Raw genomic sequence first — 16,923 nt, forward strand, 5'->3', positions numbered from 1 at the left:
CATGTCTCAAAAAAACGAAACCAAAATTCTAGTCTTAGCCCTTCTGATTACATTGGGATTAGTGGGCGGCGGCTTGTGGTGGTTTAACGGAAAATATGGGTTCTCAGACAAGGAAAAAACCAGTCAAAATCTACCTGCTAATCAATCTCCGCAACAGCGCATCAGTTTCGGGAATAAGACTTTAATGCCGGGAGAAGTCCGACCGGAAAAACAGGCAGGAATTGAAGCGATCGCAAATGCAAACTTCTCCAAAGCTATTTCTAATCTGGAAACATCTTTGCGAGCAAATCGTAACGACCCAGAAGCCCTGATATTTGTCAATAATGCCCGAATTAGATCGCAAAAAAGTTACACAATCGGTGTATCTGTGCCAATTGGTACAGACCCCAACGGAGCTTCGGAAATTCTGCGCGGCGTCGCTCAAGCCCAAAATGAAATCAATCAAGCTGGTGGAATTAATGGGGTAAAGTTAAAAGTAGCGATCGCAAATGACGACAACAATCCAGAAACTGCCAAGCAAGTTGCCACAGAATTAGTGAAAAATCAGGAAATATTAGGTGTGGTAGGCCCTTATGCCAGCGATGTAACCCTAGCAGCAGGAACTGTTTATCAATCGGGACAACTCGTTGCTATTTCTCCAGTCAGTACTTCTGTAAAACTTTCAAACTTCAGCCGCTACGTTTTCCGAACTGTTCCCAGCGATTACATTGCTGCAAGGGCTTTAGCCGATTATATGCTGACAAAATTACAGCAAAAAAACGCAGCGGTTTTCTTCAACTCCCAGAGTTCCTATAGCCTATCTCTTAAATCTGAATTCGTTACCGCTGTTTCTTTGGGAGGCGGACAAGTATCGGCTGAGTTTGACCTATCGGGTCCCGATTTTAGTGCGTCTAAAAGTGTTGAACAGGCAATTCAACGGGGCGCACAGGTGTTAATGTTAGCAGCCAATACTGAAAGCTTAGACAAAGCGCTCCAAGTTGTTCGTGTCAACCGCAAACGCTTAAAATTGCTTGGGGGAGATGACGTTTATACACCGAAAACATTGGAAATCGGCGCTGAGGAAGCAGTTGGGATGACAGTAGCAGTTCCCTGGCACATTGACGCCGATCCCAAGTTAAGCTTTTCCCAGCAGTCTAGAAAACTTTGGGGTGCGGATGTAAACTGGCGAACAGCGCTAGCCTATGATGCGGTGCGATCGCTAATTGTAGCACTCCAGCGCAATCCGACGCGAACGGGAGTACAACAAGCTCTTTCTTCATCAGACTTTTCGACAACAGGTGCTTCTGGCACCATTCGTTTTTTGCCATCTGGCGATCGCAATGCTAACATCCAGCTAGTGCAAATCTTACCCGGTAACCGTTCTAGAACTGGCTACGATTTTGTACCAGTGTCGCAACAGCGTTAGTTGTTCGGTTAAATGCGATCGTTTAATTGTTTTTTGAATCCATCAAAACTCTACAATTCGGGGTCAAGCTTTGATAGAAAAAGCTGTATTTGTACAAATTAGATAATCAATTTGTGATTACCAAATGGTATTTGTTTATGTCTCACAAAAACGAAACAACTATTTTAGTTTTAGCAATTATAATCACCGCCAGTTTAGTAGGCGCAGGTTTTTGGTGGTTCACCAGTAGATCGGGTGTTAACTCTGGCAGTTTATTAAACAATCAATCTAATCAATCCGCACAATCTGACATCGAAACTTTTGCCCAGGTAAAGCGCGTACCAAAAGGGTTATTCAACTATGGTGGAAGCACTACTTGGGCTACTATTCGCCGTGACTTAGATCCAGCAATTCAAACAGTTTGGCCTCAGTTTCGCTTGCGCTACACTCATCCCAATAGCGATACACCTAGTTCTGGTACGGGTATCGCTATGTTATTAGACAATCAACTATCTTTTGCTCATTCTTCTCGCGCACTTGAAGATAAAGAATATGAGCAAGCGAAACAAAGGGGTTTTACGCTCAAAGAAATTCCAGTAGCGATTGATGCCTTTGCTGTTGTCGTGAATCCTAGCCTAAACATTCCTGGTTTGACTGTAGACCAACTCAACAATATTTACGCAGGTAAGATTACCAACTGGAGAGAACTTGGTGGCCCCAACTTGAAAATCAAGCCCTACCGTAAAGGAGATAAAGATTCTAACAGCCATATTCAATTTGTTTCTACTACAACAGAGGCTTTGCGTAAAGTTGCTACTGAACCAGGAGCTATATTTCAAGCTTCAGCGCCACTATTAGTAGTGCAATGTAAGGTCAAAGCATTGCCGCTAGGCCGCAATTTGGAGCAGTTAATTCCGCCTTACAAACCACCTTTTGTACCTCTAGAGCGTTGTCCCAGTCAGCGGAACCAACTGAATGCCGAAGCTTTTTTAAGTGGTGAATATCCAATAACTCGTCGATTATTTGTGGTAATTAAAGAAAATGGTCAGTCCGACCAAGAAGCTGGGGAAGCTTATGCAAAATTATTGTTGACAAACCAAGGGCAAGAACTAATTAAAAAGGCTGGATTTGTGCGAATTAAATAACAAAAGTTTTTGAAGAAATCGGAATTTATCTATGTCTCAGAAAAACGAAACTGGAGTTTTGGTTTTAGCCCTAATAATTACATTAGGATTAGTGGCTGGAGGATTTTGGTGGTTTACCCAAAGTTCCGCAATTAACATAGGTGGTTTAGGCAAACAAAGCCCAAATGCTTCTAATTCTGAAACACCCACCGGGTCAAATCCTGGTATCAAGCAATCTGGACAATCAAACCTTGAAGATTTTCCCCAAGTGCAGAACATTCCTTCTGGACTTTTCAATTATGGTGGGAGTACGTCTTGGGCACCAATTCGACTATCAGTAGACTCTGCTGTTCAAGCGGCGCGGCCCGAATTTCGATTGCGTTATGTTGAGCCAGTTGGCAATACTCCCAGTTCTGGCACCGGAATCAAGATGTTACTGGACGGTAAACTTGATTTTGCACAGTCCTCCCGACCAATTCTCGATCGCGAATACAATCAGGCTCAGCAGCGCGGTTTCGGTCTTAAACAAGTTGCTGTTGCTATTGACGGTTTAGCAGTAGCAGTTAACCCAAACCTGAATATTCAAGGTTTGACTTTAGACCAGCTAAAATCTATCTACACCGGCAATGTTACTAACTGGAAAGAACTGGGTGGCCCCGATTTGCCGATCGAGCCATATTCGCGTCCAGATGGGTCTGGTGGTACGGTTGAAATGTTTAGAGAAGACATCCTCAGAGGTGAAAACTTCAGTTCGAGAGTTGAGTTTGTCCCCACTACCACTGCAGCGCTGCGAAAGCTAGCTACCAGTCCTGGTGGAATTTACTATGCTTCAGCGCCAGAAGTGGTACCGCAGTGCAGCATCAAATCCTTGCCCTTGGGCCGCAAGGCTGGTGAGTGGATACCCCCTTACCAAGAACCTTTCGTGCCACCCTCACAATGCCCCACTCAACGCAACCAGCCGAACATTGAGGCATTTCAGCAGGGGACTTATCCGATCGCACGCAACTTATTTGTGATAATTAAACAGAACGGTCAAGTAGAACAGCAAGCAGGTGAAGCTTACGCGAAGTTCTTGCTCACCGGCCAGGGCCAGGAAATGATTACCAAGCTTGGGTTCGTTCGTATACGCTAAAGCACATAAGGGTTTGACTGGCATTTCCCCATCACTGATACGAATTGTTGACAAGGCGTCCGTACCCCACTTCTCTCAGGGACAATGGGATCAGGGACAATGGTATAAAAAATAATATTTTTTTAGGGCTTGCTGCAAAAGCGTGAAAGCGACTGAAAAAGGCGCGTCACTCAAATTTAGGTCAGCCTTTAAATCTTCTTTTAGCTTAGGGGCTTTAGGCAACTTAATTCATCCTAAAAAACCTTACTTTTCGACCCATTCTCGGAAAATAAAGCTTATTTGCCTAAAATATATCCCTCTGGTGACTACAAATTGTTATTCTGCTGAGAGTAAATGAAAAATTCGACTATAGCGCCAAGAATCATACTAGAACTAATAGGTTCAAATTGGCATTCTTGCTTACAAGTTCTGAAAATAGCCCTGGAATCTGGTGGGTGGATCGGGGCGTTACTCGTAGTGGGCGAAAATTTAGAGCTATGTCAGAAGCTGGCACAAGCTGGCTCGGAAATAGTAGAGATGGCTCAAATTGCGATCGATTCTCTTAATTCCGACCATTTGCAAGAAAGCACTGCTAAAGCAGGGCGAATGACGGCGCAAAAGCTTTGCGAAAAAGTCCCAGCAATCCAGCTAATTACCCTGCCTGGGGTAGAAGCGAGTTTAGTAGTGTTAAGCACTGGATTTAATCTGTGGATGCAGGTAGAATCCATAAAAACCTCAAACAGTACAAATATAGCTGGGCGAATTTCGCTAGTTTTCGATTCGCAAAGGATTGCTGAGTTACTTGCAAACCCAGCTATAGCGATCGCAGCACCGCAATACTCCCAATTGACCGCCGCAGACCTAAAAAACAATAACAGCACTCTAAAACAGTTGTGGCTACAGCTGCTGCCATTGGTTCAATCAGCTTCTTTGGTGATTGAAGAGCCAGAAAAGTTTTATAGTTTTTTCAGGGAGGCAGACTGTGCCAAACCTTGCAGAGGATCGGAAAAGCACGAAGGCTGGTCAGAAAACACATTTAAATTTACCGCAGTTTCACAGATGCCAAGCATTTGTGAATTCTCGATCTCACCGCTTAATAGTTCTTCACCTGCTGTTATGTTAGATCCTCTGTTCTGGGATTCCCCTACTGGCATTCTTTTCGAGAGCCTAGATGGCGGGATTTTAAGGGCAAATCCAGCTTTTGAGAAACTAACGGGTTACGCAGAAGCTCAATTGCGCCGACTGGATTGTCGATCGATCAGTCATCCCGAAGATTTTGCGGCTGAGGTGAGGTGCATTCAGCAATTGATGCACGGGAGTCTGCAACGACAAACGCTGCAAAAGCGCTTTATATGTCGCGATGGGGGGATTATCTGGACAGAGATAACGATTTCCCACATCGCCAGCCCAGAAGCAGAGGATAGCTACCTGCTGGTTTTTGTCAAGGATCTTAGCTCAATTCAAAGAGCAGAACAGGAACTCCAAAAGCGGCGACAGTGGGAATCACTTCTGAGCGAAATTGCCGCTACTATCCGCAGTACGTTTGATTTTCCCAAGATTCTGGAGATTGCGGTCAGACAGTTGAGATTCGCTCTGAGTACAGACCGGGTAGTAGCATATCGGTTGCAACCAGACCAAAGTGGTATTTGTACAGCAGAAGCGGTCGATCCTGCTTATCCGACAATTTGGGGGCAGAGTTTCAGTGCCGAGACAATTCCCGCAACTTATCTCAAAGCCTATTGCGAAGGTCGCCTTTGGCACGTGGCAGATATCCATGCGGAAGGTTTATCTAGCTGTCACGTACAAATGCTGGAAGCGATGAAGGTACGCAGTATGATGGCGGTGCCAATTCAACGGGTGGATGAGGACTTGAAGCCACTGCAATTGCGTCCGCTGTGGGGCTTAATACTGGTTCACCACTGTCGCACGCCCCGGCTGTGGACAGCAGACGAACAGCAGCTGGTGCAGGCGGTTGCCAATCAGGTGGCTATTGCCTTTGAGCAGTCGGTAAGAGTGCAGCAACTGCAAGTCCACGCAGAAGAATTGGAAGAACGAGTTAAACAACGCACTCGATCGCTGGAGCGATCGCTACAATTTGAACAACTGATTCGCAACCTGGCCAAAACGCTGTATCGGGGCGATCTTGAGGAAGATCGAATGCTCCAAGCTGCGGTAGAAGGCTTAGTACAAACTCTGGGTGTTGAGGGATGCTATGCCACCCTTTTCGATCGGCACCAGGTATTGCTGGAGGTAGTATGCCAATACTTTCAAAAGGGGATAGAAAGCTCCTGGCCGATCTTATCCCGGCCAGAATCGAACTTGCCACCACCTGCATCTTTGGTGGGTATGCGCTTGCCGATGCAGAATTTGCCAGAAAACTGCCGCAGTGATATTTTAGCTGGGAAAAGCTTTTATATAGCTAATCCAGACGAAAAATTAGCTCTAGCCAATCGCCACCCGGTACTGATCAGTCCGATTTGGGATGCACAAGGGTTGATCGGTACTATTTGCGTAGTCCCAGGAGTAGGTTTAGAATCAGTTTCCAGGCTGTGTCAATTGGAAGCAGATGAAATTCAACTGGTTGAGCAAGTTGCCAGTCAATGCGCGATCGCTATTTTTCAATCCCGCACTTGGCGACGCCTGCAAGCACAAAACCACGAATTGACAACCCTCAATCGTGTCAAAGGTGAGTTGATTGCCAATACCAGCCACGAGTTGCGGACGCCTTTGACTGCCATTCTTGGTTTCTCAGGTGTCCTGCTACAAGAATGCTTTGGCCCGCTTAACGTCAAACAGAAAGAATATGTTGACCGGATCAATAGCAGCGGTCAACATCTGCTGGAAGTGATCAACGACATTCTCGATCTGTCCCGAATTGAGGCGGGTCGCCTGGAACTAGAACCGCAGATAGTTTTCATCGCCGAAGTGGTACAAAGTGCGATCGATTTGGTTCGGGAGCAGGCCCTTGAACAGGGTTTGATTCTGGAAGTTGAGGTTGAGCCCAGCTTGGAATATTTCGTAGCAGATTCCAGACGCCTCAAACAAATGCTGTTGAATTTACTCAGCAATGCAATTAAGTTTACCCCAGTCGGAACAGTTGGTTTAAAGGTCTATAAGTCTCGTCTCTTATTAGAAGGCAGGCCAACTGACAGGATTAACTTTTTAGTTTGGGATACTGGCATTGGTATCGATCCTGCTGAGCAAGGGCAACTTTTTTCTCCTTTCTCCCAAATTGATAGTTCTCTATCTCGTCAGTATCAGGGTACTGGGTTGGGATTGGCGATCGCGCGCAAGTTGGCAGAACTCCACGGTGGTAGTATTACTTTGGAGTCTTGCAAGGGTCAGGGCGCAAGCTTCACCCTTTCTTTGCCGCTATGAACCTATACCAAAGTGCTGAGTGCTGAGTGCTGAGTACAGGAAAGTGGGGCTCTTTCCGAGTTGTTATGCTTTTGTTCAAAAGAGAACATTTTTATTTCTCTCCTCACCTGCTCCCCCACTCCCCCGCTCCCCTGCTCCCCCACTCCCCCACTCCCCTGCTCCCCCACTCCCCCACTCCCCTGCTCCCCCACTCCCCTGCTCAGCGGCGAAGCGCCGTATCAGTAGGTAAACAGATCAGATTATCATCCTGGGTATGGATTAATCCTCTGCTACGTAACTTGCCCATTAAGCGAGTTACTGTCACGCGAGTCGAGCCAATGGCGCTACCAATTTGAGCGTGTGTGAGAGTCCAGGGTAGAGAGTAGCCTTGGTCGCAGGGTTCGCCATATTCTTCGATTAAGAGGGTGAGAAATCCCAATAGTCGATCGATCGTGCGCCGCTGTCCCAGGGTACTCAACCACAGCAGCTTGCGCTGGTGCTGGTAGCGAAACGCATCCAAAACCTCCCGCCGGAAATGAGGCCAATTGTCTAAGTCGTGCCAGTACATCCACACTACAGAAGTTTGGTCGATATGGGCATAGCTGTGGAGTGTAAAGGGTGACTGAGCTACAATTTCAAATGGTTGTCCGGCACCTACAAAACCCAAAAAAGCTTCTTCTTGATTGACAGTGGAGGCTCGTGAGTTAAGGTTGCGATGGGTCGCGCTCACTTGGGCAACGCCCACCATTCGCACCGCACCCCGCTGTACCAAATACAGTAGCCCAGGTCGAGCTGGAATTTTCTCATCTTTACTGAAGGTGCGACACCGATAGTGTTCGTTCGCCCAGTCGAGTATGCGCTGCCATGTTAAAAAGGGCCTAGCTCCTTCAGGTCTGGGTGTATCTGAGTTTAAAGTGGTTGGCTCTAAGGAAAGAGATTGTTGTGCCATAGGTTTAGGGGCCAAAAAAGGGCATTAATGGGACGTTTATCGACTACTTAGATTTCAGTTTTGAAACCAAGTGATTGGGGGATATTAAATCTAGATTAGCTTTATACCAACTTTATACAAGTTTTACTGTAAATTCAAAGTAATAAAAGATACTTTATATTTTCCTAAATAATAGCTGTCGTAACTTTGTTATTGGTTATATTTGATGCAAGTTATAACCGTAGACAGATGGAATCGCAGGAAAGTGATGACAAGGGTCGGCAAAGTTCTGTGAATGAGGGTTCGCCAGTTGCTGAATATCCTGCTATCAAGCACCTACTGCTGGTTTGGCTGCAAGAAGCAATAGATTCGATCGGCCAAAGCTTGGGAATCCCAGCGCCTCACATACCCTCTGATGCGGTTGTTGAAAATGGGGTTAAAGCAGGAACTCTGGCTTTGTACCAGGTTAAAGATGAAACCAAAATATTGTACGTATCGTCGATCGCGCTCAAACTCTCAAAGTTATGGGGAATACCGATTTTGGATCTTGCTACGGCGATCTCAGAAGAATTGTCGCACTCAAATGTAGTGCAGAATACAGACAGTGAGCGATATTGTATGGTAGAGGTTATCGCTCCTGGTTTGATTCATTTGCAATTGAGCGATTTAGGCATATCAGCTTGGTTGCAGCGTTTGGTAGGGCATGGAAAGTCAAAAGTCAAAAGTCAAAAGTCAAAAGAAAAAGGGGACAAGGAAGAAATTATTGCCCATTCCCGACTTTCCCATCCCAAGTCCCACATTTTTGCTGTTCAGTACGCTCACGCTCGTTGCTGTTCGCTGCTGCGTCTTGCTCACCGAGAGGGTGCGATCGCTCTAGTGGAACCCGATCGCGATACCAGTCCGGCTCACTGGGGCCTTGTTTCTCCCAACCCGATTCCCTGGCTGACATCGGACAAAAAACTGCGGTTGGTACACCCAGCAGAACGCGCTCTGATTTGCCATTTATTTGCCTTACAGGACAATCTATACTGCCTTTACCCTTTGGGGCGCGAAATCAATTGGGAGAAAACGGCGCTGGCTCTTAGCGATTTATTTGAGACTTTCTACAGCAGATGCCGGATCTGGGGTGAAGTGAAGAGAGAAGATCTCTGTTTGGCTCAGGCAAGATTGGGGTTGCTCGTAGTTACTCAAACCTTGCTCCGGCTAGTGTTACAAGACTTTTTAGGTGTCTCGGCACCCTTGGAACTATAAGTTTATTTAGGAAGATCGGCCAAAATAAAGCAATACTTATCAAAAATTAATATAGGTAAAGGGATGACAAATCTGTTTCATCTCGTGTATATTAACTGGTGTGTGAGGAGCGAACCAGTAAGGAGACCGAGACGAAACACGGCCAGTCGTCGGTCTCCTTTCTGATCTAAGCGGTTTTAAAGGATAAATTTCTCGATCGCAGCAACGACGCCATCGTCCTCCACACTGGGAGCTACCCAATGAGCGATCGCCTGCACGTCGGATGGGCCATTAGCCATCGCCACGCCAACACCGGCATACTCAAGCATTTCCACATCGTTATAGTTATCGCCAACAGCCATAACGTTGCTAGCTTGCAGTCCCAAGACTTCTTCGGCTAAGTAACGGACTGCGGTTCCCTTATTTGCCAAAGGGTTAGTGGCTTCAAAAAAGGTGGCGACAGATTTTGTAAGGTAAAGTTCGGCTGGGGTGTACTGCTGCTTCAAAGAACCCAACAATAGCTCGATCGCATCTGTATCGTCACTGAGAGCTAAAACTTTTGTAGGATGGATATCTTGTCCGTCATCTGCACTCAGGGCTAGGCGCAGGTCGCCGACTGGGATAGGTTCTATACCAGAACGTTCGGCATAGATCTCGGTTTCGGAAGTGATTTGGCGCACGTAAAGTCGATCGTTGATGTAGAAGTGTACAGAAAGTAGCGATCGCAGTTTCGGTTGCTCAAAGTAGTCTAAGAGTTGCAATGCTAATTTCTTTGATACTGGCAGGTGACGAAGAACTTTTTGGGTAGCTGGGTCTTGAATCCAAGCTCCCTGATAAACTATCAGAGGTAGTTGGGAACCGATGTCCTGATGAAAGCGTAAAGCAGAACGGTACATCCGACCAGTAGCGATCGCCACCTTGACCCCTTTTGCTTGAACTGCTTTAATGGCTTGTTTGACAGGTTCTCGGATTTGATTGGATTCGCCTGCTAGAGTGCCATCAATATCCAATACCAACAATTGAATGTCTCCGGCCTCTTCATTTTCCGGCATAATGCGCCTGTTTTCGCGATCGACAGATATTTCCTGCATAGTTTGTCCGTTGTCCTGATGTTTCTTCCAGTCAAGGTTAGCAGGCAGGGCAAAAACTTGGGACAGGCAGAATTTGATATAAAGTAGCGTGGCTACCAGTTTACAGCAGGACAGTCACCCCCCGGTCCCTTGCCCCTCCCCATCAACGGGGAGAAAAATATTCCCCCCCGTCAACGGGGAGAAAAGTATTTCCCCCCCCTCTCTGAGGTCGGAGAGGGGGGTTGGGGGGGTGAGGTTCCTCCCGTTTGCGATCGTAAACTTCACAATGCCTTCAGGCGATTAAAGATTGAGTAAAGCCTTACCAAAACCCTAGACAGGCAAAGTTATGTTGAGTATTAATAGATTAACAGCAACAGATTAACGCCAAGCAAACTTTCCTGAGTGAGGGCAATCCGATGAAAACAAAATTATTCGCCACCTTAAGTATCGCTGCTGCTACTGCTCTCGTCAGCCTTTCCCTTCCAGCGCAAGCCGCCTCTTTATATGCGGGTGAAAGCTTCGGAAATGGTGGCATTAAATTTATCGAAAATACCAAAGTTGATTTTACATTTAATGAAAGTCACGGTTCTTACACTTCAACCGTCAAAATATTTGAAGTTGGCGCTAACAATCAGCTTACCCTTATTAAAAATGTCTTCGGTGAATCGAAGCAGTCAGATAATGGGAGTGCCAACGGTTGGCTGGGAACTTGTGGAAATACAGTTTTAGTCTGCACCAACTCTTACACATTTGAGGCTAGCAAAACCTACACCTTGGGACTAGACAGTGGTGGATCTGGAATAGTGTACTCCACAAAAGCGCTGAATCCTTTTGCCATTGGCGGAACGCAGCAAGCTGTATTTAATTCATTCGGATCGCTAGGACAAGCAGACGGAACAATATATAGTGCAGCTAATGAAGCGCAGTATCAATCAGGAGATCCGTTGGCTAACTTTGTTAAAATTGGCTTTGACGATCGCGGAAACAGCAACGATAAAGACTTCCAAGACGTTACTTTGAGAGCAAGTGCATCAAGAGTCGCAGCATCGGTACCCGAACCAACTACCTTAGCAGGTCTTGCACTCGCAGGTACAGCACTTGTCTTCTCTCGCCGCCGTCGCACTCGTGCGATCGGTTAATCGGCTCTGGATATCTCTACAGATTAGTTTTTCAGCTAAAATTTGTAGGGATATTGTACTAAAATACTGCAATTTCAAAAAGTCAGCTTGAGCCGTTAGGTAACATAACCAACGGCTTTTTCGCTGCTCAACGGCGATCGCAATCGACTTGCAGGCGGCTAAAATGGGGATTATGTCAAAATCCTCATCTGCTGCCCCGAAAACTCTACCGACGATCGTCCTGGTTGATGGTCACTCCTTGGCGTTTCGCTCCTATTATGCCTTTGCCAAAGGTAGGGATGGAGGCTTGAAAACAAAAGCTGGCACCCCGACGAGCGTGTGTTTCGGCTTCCTCAAGTCGCTGCTGGCGGTGATAGAGTCACAGAAACCGGAAGCGATCGCGATCGCATTCGACCTCAGCTTACCCACCTTCCGCCATGAGGCTGATGACACCTATAAAGCCGATCGCACAGAGACGCCAGAAGATTTCATCGCCGACCTCAAAAATCTCCACGAACTGCTGGAAGCCTTCAACTTGCCAATTCTAACCGCTCCCGGCTACGAAGCAGATGATGTTTTGGGAACTTTGGCGACTCAGGCGAGTGCAGCAGGTTATAGAGTGAAAATTCTCACCGGCGATAAAGACTTATTTCAACTGGTTGACACAAACAAGGGAATTAGTGTTTTGTATCTGGGTAAAACCTTCTTGCAACGCAACAGTACCACCGGACTCGCAGAAGTTGAACCAGAACAAGTAAAAGATATCATGGGAATTTCACCAGAGCAAGTTGTTGATTACAAAGCTCTCTGCGGTGACACCTCCGATAATATTCCTGGCGTCAAGGGAATTGGCGATAAAACCGCCGTGAAATTGTTGACAGACTTCGGCTCTTTGGACGCAATTTATGCTTCTCTAGATGACATTAAAGGTGCAAACAAAACCAAGCTGGAAACTGGCAAAGAAATAGCTTACCATTCTCAGCACTTGGCCAAGATAGTTACCGATGTTCCTCTGGATATCAGTTTAGAAGACTGCAAGCTAAAAGGTTTTGATAGTGCAGCTTTAGAACCTGTGCTGGAAACATTAGACTTCAAGTTTTATTTAGGAAAAATCAAGGAATTACAGCAAGCATTTGGGGGTATCACTGCCGAGGAAAAGCAAGCGGAACCTTCTGTAAAAACGTTGTCAGAAACATCACTTGATTCCGCTGAATTTGAGCAACTATCATTTTTCAGTTTTGAGGAAACACAAGCTATTCAACAAAAATCTGACTCTCCAATTACATCCCGCATTATTGACACTCCAGCTAAACTAAAAGAACTGGTAACGCAACTGCACAGTTTTACCGATTCAGCAACGCCAGTGGCGTGGGATACGGAAACGAGCGATTTAGAACCGCGAGATGCTGAATTAGTAGGAATTGGCTGCTGTTGGGGAACTAATCCAGATGAAGTTGCCTATATTCCAATTAGTCATAAAACAGGACTAAATCTGGAAAAGGCGACAGTCTTAGAAGCGTTACGTCCGATTTTGGAAAGTGACAGTTATCCCAAAAGTTTGCAGAATGCCAAATTCGATCGCTTGGTGCTGCGCTGTCAGGGAATTAAACTGTCTGGGGTTGTATTGGACACGATGTTGGCTAGTTATGTTTTGAATCCAGAAAACAGTCACAGCCTCAGCGAATTATCGCAGCGACATTTAGGAATAGAAATAAAAAATTACGCAGATACAGTCCCCAAAGGCAAGACTATTGCAGATGTGAAGATTGCTGACGTGGCTAACTACTGTGGGTTGCAGGTTTATGTCACATTCCAGCTAGTTCAAAAACTCCACGAACAATTGTCAGAAGTTCCAGCCTTGCACAAATTGCTGCTAGACGTGGAACAGCCTCTCGAACCAGTTTTAGCAGAGTTGGAATATGTAGGAATTCGCATCGACGCTGCTTATCTCAAGCAACTTTCTCAAGAAATGGAGAAGGATTTAGCAGCAATTGAGGAGAGAACGTATGATGCTGCTGGTGAAAAATTTAATTTAGGTTCACCCAAACAGTTGAGTCAGTTGCTATTTGAAAAACTGGGATTAGAGACTAAGAAATCCCGTAAAATCGCGACGGGTTATTCTACCGATGCAGGTACACTGGAAAGACTGCAAGGAGATCATCCAGTTATTGATGAGATTTTGGAATACCGCACTTTATCTAAGTTGAAGTCTACTTATGTAGATGCTTTACCTGCGTTGATACGTTCGGACACTCAGCGGGTGCATACAGATTTTAATCAGACTGTAACTGCTACGGGTAGGCTATCTTCTTCTAACCCAAACTTGCAAAATATTCCCATTCGCACGGAGTTTAGTCGGCGAATTCGGAAGGCGTTTTTGCCAGAAGACGGTTGGTTGTTGGTTTCAGCAGATTATTCGCAAATTGAGTTAAGGATTTTGGCGCACCTGAGTCAAGAACCTGTGTTAGTTGAAGCTTATCGAAATAATGAAGATATTCATACTGTGACTGCAAGGTTAGTGTTTGAAAAGGAAAATATTACTTCCGATGAACGTCGTTTGGCGAAAACGATTAACTTTGGCGTGATTTACGGGATGGGTTCGCTCAGGTTTTCGCGATCGACTGGTGTAAATAAGGCCAATGCGAATGATTTTATTAAACGCTTTAACCAGCGGTATCCCAAGGTTTTTGAGTATTTGGAGAGGATGAAGCGGGAAGCGATCGCACACGGCTACGTCGAAACCATTTTAGGACGCCGCCGCTATTTTAACTTCGAGAGTGGTAGCGTTCGCAGCTATAAAGGTGCCAATCTGGATGAAATTGACTTCGACAAACTTAAGAAGATGAGTGCATCTGACGCACAACTTTTACGCGCAGCTGCAAATGCACCCATTCAGGGTTCTAGTGCGGATATTATCAAAATTGCCATGATAAAAATGCACCAAATTTTACAGAATTATCAGGCGCGGTTGCTATTGCAAGTGCATGATGAATTGGTGTTAGAAGTTCCGCCATCTGAGTGGGAAGAATTGCAGCTTCAGATTCGGGAAACAATGGAGAATGCTGTGCAGTTGAGCGTACCGCTGGTGGTAGATGTTCATGTGGGGCCGAATTGGATGGAGACGAAGTAGAAAAATTATTTAACTATGCCGACCGTACTAAAAAAAGATGGTTTCAGTGTCCGCATCTACACCAACGATCATTTACCGTCTCATGTCCACGTTTTCAAGGCTCAGGGAGAAGTAAAAATTAATCTTGGTAGTGAAACCGAACGTCCTTCATTAATTCAAGTGTTGAACATGAGCAATAAAGATGCTACAAAGGCACTAAATCTAGTGATCGCTCACCAATTGGAACTACTCACAAAATGGAGAGAAATTCATGGAGAACCAACAACTGAGTGAAGAAAGTTTAAAAGAAGAAATTGCCAAAGCAAGAGCAGCGGCGGTAATTGCAGATGTTGCTGAACCGCGTGCTAAATCTGCATACTATGATGCTAATTGCGATCGCATCGTCATCGAACTGCGAAATGGAGCCAGTTTCCTATTTCCTCCCCAATTAGTGCAAGGTTTAGCGGGATCATCTGCGAATGATTTAGCGGAAGTAGAAGTAACTCCTTCTGGTGAAGGTTTGCACTGGGAAACGCTAGATGTGGATTTGAGTATTCCTTATTTGATGGTTGGGATATTTGGAACCAAAGTCTGGATGGCAAAGCAGCGACTGGTTGAACAAAAAGCTAGTTAGGCGCGATCATCTTATATCATACCAAATCCGCAACGATTACCCCCTTTATGTCTCTAGGCTGTAGAGACGTTTCATGAAACGTCTCTACAATGTTGAGGCCAAAAATTCTCATGGGGTAACAAACCAGGATTTGGTATCATTTACCATATACGAAAACCACAAAAACTTTAATCATGGATACATTACGTAAACTAGAACTTCTCAAAGACACTTATTCTGACCGAGCGGAACTCGATCGAATCTTAGGAAAACTATTGGAAATCGCTCTCAATCAACATCGGGAACGGTTGGAAAGATACAATCGATCTTTACGCGAATTTGAGCAGCGGTACAGCATGGATTCAGCCGTGTTTTATCAACGTTTTGAGGCGGGAGAATTAGGTGATGACATTAATTTTTTTGAATGGTCTGGTTTATATGAACTTTGCCAAAATATTCTAGAAAAAATACATCACTTGGAGTTAGCTGTGTGACAAACGCAAGTGATTATCTGACTCACGTTAAAGCGCTATTGTTTTAAGTCCACAAGTTCTATACTGGACAATAGTTCGCGAAGAAGCACAAGGCGATCGCGGATTGTTACGCTACCGCCTTACTTTGAAAGACGGTAGTCTTCTGGAATTGTTCGAGTTTTTTCTTGTCACACAAGCAGGTGTACAGATTACAAAATATCGCTTTCATTGGCAGAGATATGATGGTCAACTGCGTAAACGTTGGGATAACGCACCACACCATCCAGAAATAGCAACATATCCTTACCATGTTCATGATGGTGAAGAGGAAAATGTATTACCCAATGAATCAATGAATGTTGAAAAAGTGCTGGCTATTATCACGACAGAAACAGGTGCATAAAAATGGTCAAAGTTACACGAATGCTTCGTTTAGGATTAGTCATTTTCAATATCCAAGTCTTCTCCATCGAAAACTGAAAACTCCGTTAGATCGAAAAGGTTTTGTACGCTGAAATTTAAACCTTACCCCGTAACTTTTTCAACTCTTCCCGCAAAGACAAAGGCTGATACCCTAAAGCAAAAGCTTTAGAACTATCTAAAGAAACATCGCTAGGTCTTGGTGCAGCCATTGGTACATCTTTTTGCAAACAACTTTTTAACTTTTCTTGAGGAAGTTCCAGCACATCTGCCATCAAGCGACCAAATTCATAGCGCGATACGCGCTCTTTTCCACCTAGATGAATTATTCCCTCAACTTTTTCCAATGCTAATAATAGTCCGCTAGCAGCAGTTTGGCCGCTGACAGGTGTTCTAAACTCGTCTGTAAATAAACTTAGCTCTTTTCTTTCTCTAAGAACTTTGATAAATGGCTGAATAAAACTACTAGCACCAGGTGGCGCAATGCCAAACATTAACGGCATTCGACAAATAACCGTTTTGGGATTAAGTTCTAGCATACCTTGTTCGGCTATAACTTTTTGTTCGCCATAATGATTGATAGGAGATACCGGATCTGTTTCTCGATAAGTGGGGTTTAAACCATTAAAAACTAGGTCGGTGGAAGTGAAAGCGCAAGGGATAGAATAATCTGTACACAATCTGGCTATATTCAAAGAAGCTGTTACATTGATTAAATATGATTCTTCTGGATGAATTTGGCAAAAATTGGGATTAGATTGAGCGGCGGTATGAATAACTGCTGCTGGTTGAATTTGCTCAAAGAGGCGCTTGAGTTCTTGAAAATCCCTCAAGTCAACTTTAGTAAGGTTGGTGTCAGGAATATCGACGAGTTTGGAAAAGTAGGTGCCGTAAACTTGCCATTGTTGTTTGGCTAGTTGGCAAAGGTTCCATCCTAGAAAACCGCTAACTCCTGTAACTAAAAGTTTTTTCATGTGCATAATAAC

At 45.0% G+C, this 16,923-nt stretch carries 14 protein-coding genes; 11 read left to right on the top strand and 3 right to left on the bottom strand.

Annotated elements, in window-relative coordinates; all coding sequences use genetic code 11:
* Position 1: 1 nt before the first annotated feature.
* The 4 genes from LAY41_RS08010 (at position 2) to LAY41_RS08025 (ending at position 6,997) form a co-directional block, all read left to right on the top strand.
* A complete protein-coding gene (locus LAY41_RS08010; RefSeq protein ID WP_249096080.1) occupies positions 2-1,405 on the top strand; it encodes an ABC transporter substrate-binding protein in 1,404 nt (467 codons plus the stop codon).
* Between the two features lie 137 nt (positions 1,406-1,542).
* Positions 1,543-2,529 (top strand): PstS family phosphate ABC transporter substrate-binding protein, encoded by a 987-nt coding sequence (locus LAY41_RS08015; protein WP_249096081.1) that lies wholly within the window; start codon positions 1,543-1,545, stop codon positions 2,527-2,529.
* 31 nt (positions 2,530-2,560) lie between these two features.
* A complete protein-coding gene (locus tag LAY41_RS08020; protein WP_249096083.1) occupies positions 2,561-3,640 on the top strand; it encodes a PstS family phosphate ABC transporter substrate-binding protein in 1,080 nt (359 codons plus the stop codon).
* Between the two features lie 333 nt (positions 3,641-3,973).
* A complete protein-coding gene (locus LAY41_RS08025; protein WP_249096084.1) occupies positions 3,974-6,997 on the top strand; it encodes a sensor histidine kinase in 3,024 nt (1,007 codons plus the stop codon).
* 199 nt (positions 6,998-7,196) lie between these two features.
* Here the strand turns inward: LAY41_RS08025 and LAY41_RS08030 are convergent, their stop codons facing one another.
* A complete protein-coding gene (locus LAY41_RS08030) occupies positions 7,197-7,925 on the bottom strand; it encodes a Crp/Fnr family transcriptional regulator (RefSeq protein ID WP_249096085.1) in 729 nt (242 codons plus the stop codon).
* 228 nt (positions 7,926-8,153) lie between these two features.
* Here LAY41_RS08030 and LAY41_RS08035 point away from each other — a divergent pair, with 228 nt between their 5' ends.
* Positions 8,154-9,155, top strand: coding sequence for a DALR anticodon-binding domain-containing protein (locus LAY41_RS08035; protein ID WP_249096086.1), 1,002 nt, complete (start codon positions 8,154-8,156; stop codon positions 9,153-9,155).
* 176 nt (positions 9,156-9,331) lie between these two features.
* Here LAY41_RS08035 and LAY41_RS08040 read toward each other — a convergent pair whose 3' ends face one another.
* The gene (locus LAY41_RS08040; protein WP_338022956.1) at positions 9,332-10,225 is read right to left on the bottom strand and encodes a Cof-type HAD-IIB family hydrolase; all 894 of its coding nucleotides are present in this window, start codon (positions 10,223-10,225) and stop codon (positions 9,332-9,334) included.
* A 395-nt stretch (positions 10,226-10,620) separates the two neighbouring features.
* Between LAY41_RS08040 and LAY41_RS08045 the strand changes: the two genes are divergently transcribed.
* From LAY41_RS08045 to LAY41_RS08070, 6 genes are all read left to right on the top strand, one after another.
* A complete protein-coding gene (locus LAY41_RS08045; RefSeq protein ID WP_249096087.1) occupies positions 10,621-11,343 on the top strand; it encodes a PEP-CTERM sorting domain-containing protein in 723 nt (240 codons plus the stop codon).
* A 172-nt stretch (positions 11,344-11,515) separates the two neighbouring features.
* Positions 11,516-14,452 (top strand): DNA polymerase I, encoded by a 2,937-nt coding sequence (gene polA / locus LAY41_RS08050; protein WP_249096088.1) that lies wholly within the window; start codon positions 11,516-11,518, stop codon positions 14,450-14,452.
* Between the two features lie 15 nt (positions 14,453-14,467).
* Positions 14,468-14,725 (top strand): DUF4160 domain-containing protein, encoded by a 258-nt coding sequence (locus tag LAY41_RS08055; protein ID WP_249096089.1) that lies wholly within the window; start codon positions 14,468-14,470, stop codon positions 14,723-14,725.
* Entirely contained in the window at positions 14,703-15,065 is a 363-nt protein-coding gene (locus tag LAY41_RS08060) for a DUF2442 domain-containing protein (protein WP_249096092.1), read from the top strand. Before LAY41_RS08055 ends, LAY41_RS08060 begins: the two co-directional genes overlap by 23 nt.
* Positions 15,066-15,238: 173 nt before the next feature.
* Complete coding sequence (locus LAY41_RS08065; protein WP_249096095.1) at positions 15,239-15,538, top strand: hypothetical protein; 300 nt, start codon at positions 15,239-15,241, stop codon at positions 15,536-15,538.
* A 37-nt stretch (positions 15,539-15,575) separates the two neighbouring features.
* Positions 15,576-15,920, top strand: coding sequence for a toxin-antitoxin system TumE family protein (locus tag LAY41_RS08070; protein ID WP_476726979.1), 345 nt, complete (start codon positions 15,576-15,578; stop codon positions 15,918-15,920).
* Between the two features lie 115 nt (positions 15,921-16,035).
* Here the strand turns inward: LAY41_RS08070 and LAY41_RS08075 are convergent, their stop codons facing one another.
* Complete coding sequence (locus LAY41_RS08075) at positions 16,036-16,911, bottom strand: SDR family oxidoreductase (protein ID WP_249096113.1); 876 nt, start codon at positions 16,909-16,911, stop codon at positions 16,036-16,038.
* Between the last annotated feature and the right edge of the window lie 12 nt (positions 16,912-16,923).

It is taken from the genome of Argonema galeatum A003/A1, assembly GCF_023333595.1.
Taxonomy (GTDB): Bacteria; Cyanobacteriota; Cyanobacteriia; order Cyanobacteriales; family Aerosakkonemataceae; genus Argonema; species Argonema galeatum.

What these genes read in the sequence shown, in the direction of transcription:
- LAY41_RS08010 (WP_249096080.1), top strand. Translation starts at nt 2, where the DNA reads ATGTCTCAAAAAAACGAAACCAAAATTCTAGTCTTAGCCCTTCTGATT.
- LAY41_RS08015 (WP_249096081.1), top strand. Translation starts at nt 1,543, where the DNA reads ATGTCTCACAAAAACGAAACAACTATTTTAGTTTTAGCAATTATAATC.
- LAY41_RS08020 (WP_249096083.1), top strand. Translation starts at nt 2,561, where the DNA reads ATGTCTCAGAAAAACGAAACTGGAGTTTTGGTTTTAGCCCTAATAATT.
- LAY41_RS08025 (WP_249096084.1), top strand. Translation starts at nt 3,974, where the DNA reads ATGAAAAATTCGACTATAGCGCCAAGAATCATACTAGAACTAATAGGT.
- LAY41_RS08030 (WP_249096085.1), bottom strand. Translation starts at nt 7,925, where the DNA reads ATGGCACAACAATCTCTTTCCTTAGAGCCAACCACTTTAAACTCAGAT.
- LAY41_RS08035 (WP_249096086.1), top strand. Translation starts at nt 8,154, where the DNA reads ATGGAATCGCAGGAAAGTGATGACAAGGGTCGGCAAAGTTCTGTGAAT.
- LAY41_RS08040 (WP_338022956.1), bottom strand. Translation starts at nt 10,225, where the DNA reads ATGCAGGAAATATCTGTCGATCGCGAAAACAGGCGCATTATGCCGGAA.
- LAY41_RS08045 (WP_249096087.1), top strand. Translation starts at nt 10,621, where the DNA reads ATGAAAACAAAATTATTCGCCACCTTAAGTATCGCTGCTGCTACTGCT.
- polA (WP_249096088.1), top strand. Translation starts at nt 11,516, where the DNA reads ATGTCAAAATCCTCATCTGCTGCCCCGAAAACTCTACCGACGATCGTC.
- LAY41_RS08055 (WP_249096089.1), top strand. Translation starts at nt 14,468, where the DNA reads ATGCCGACCGTACTAAAAAAAGATGGTTTCAGTGTCCGCATCTACACC.
- LAY41_RS08060 (WP_249096092.1), top strand. Translation starts at nt 14,703, where the DNA reads ATGGAGAACCAACAACTGAGTGAAGAAAGTTTAAAAGAAGAAATTGCC.
- LAY41_RS08065 (WP_249096095.1), top strand. Translation starts at nt 15,239, where the DNA reads ATGGATACATTACGTAAACTAGAACTTCTCAAAGACACTTATTCTGAC.
- LAY41_RS08075 (WP_249096113.1), bottom strand. Translation starts at nt 16,911, where the DNA reads ATGAAAAAACTTTTAGTTACAGGAGTTAGCGGTTTTCTAGGATGGAAC.